Consider the following 587-nt stretch of genomic DNA (forward strand, 5'->3'; position numbering starts at 1 on the left):
CAAGGCGACGACGTCTACAAAGACGGCGAAACCGTCCCAATGGGCATCGACACCGCCACCGTTGACGGCAAATCCTTCGAGAACCTGGTGATCGGCGGTGATGCTTCGGTTGTTGTGAATGACACCGAAACCGAAGTGGTCGCCACCCTGACTGTGGATAAAACCACCGTCACCGAAGGCGGCGACGTCACCTACACCGTCACGCTGACCAACAAAGCCGGCCTGCCGATGGAGAGCCATGGTCCACTGACCTTCACCCTGAGCGACGGCACCAAAATCTCCGTCAAAGCAGGCGAAACCACCGGTACTGCCGTGGTTCAAACCACCAACGACGTGTTCACCGGCGGCCAACCTTCGCTGGTCAACAAACTCGTCGGTGTTGATGGCGCCGATGACTTCGAGAAACTGACCCTCGATCCGAAAGAACACACCACCACCGTTACCGATCAGCCGACCGGCGAAGGCGACAAGGTGACTGTTTCGATCACTGGCGACGGCCCAGTCTTCGAGAACCAAGCACAGAAATTCACCGTTTCGGTCAGCCAAAAACTCGACCATGACCTCACCGTGACCCTGAAAAACGGCGC

At 57.8% G+C, this 587-nt stretch carries 1 protein-coding gene; it reads left to right on the top strand.

The window, feature by feature from the left end:
- Window positions 1–587, top strand: a 587-nt coding sequence (locus AC19YR_RS24815; protein ID WP_500600447.1) for an immunoglobulin-like domain-containing protein, incomplete at both ends; no start/stop codon positions are given.

The sequence above is a fragment of the Pseudomonas sp. MF08817 genome (assembly GCF_059862705.1).